This is a genomic window from Streptomyces toyocaensis (assembly GCF_000725125.1).
GTDB classification, from domain to species: Bacteria; Actinomycetota; Actinomycetes; order Streptomycetales; family Streptomycetaceae; genus Streptomyces; species Streptomyces toyocaensis.
Genome location: NZ_JFCB01000077.1, coordinates 1 through 283, shown reverse-complemented (window position 1 = coordinate 283; position 283 = coordinate 1). Strand labels below are relative to the sequence as shown.

The following is a 283-nucleotide window of genomic DNA, read 5'->3' as shown; positions in this document are numbered from 1 at the left end:
ATCGGGCCACGTACCGGGCCTACGCGGGGCGCGGAACACCCCGCGTCGGCGGGGAGGACCCGGCCGTACGGTGGCAGGGCTGCTGGCACGGAACACCCCCGCGTCGGCGGGGAGGACGAAGCCGCTGATCGACAAGATCGCAGGATCGGCGGAACACCCCGCGTCGGCGGGGAGGACGGCGTCACAGGAGGGCCGGTTGGTCACCCGGACGGAACACCCCCGCGTCGGAGGGGAGGACACCGTCCTCCCGGCCGGCACCCCGGCCGGGTACGGAACACCCCCG

Annotated in this window: 1 protein-coding gene; it reads left to right on the top strand. The window is 75.3% G+C overall.

From position 1 onward, the window contains the following. Nucleotides 1–70: 70 nt before the first annotated feature. Nucleotides 71–283: hypothetical protein (locus BU52_RS36745; protein ID WP_235216491.1), on the top strand; the 213-nt coding region annotated here is incomplete at its 3' end.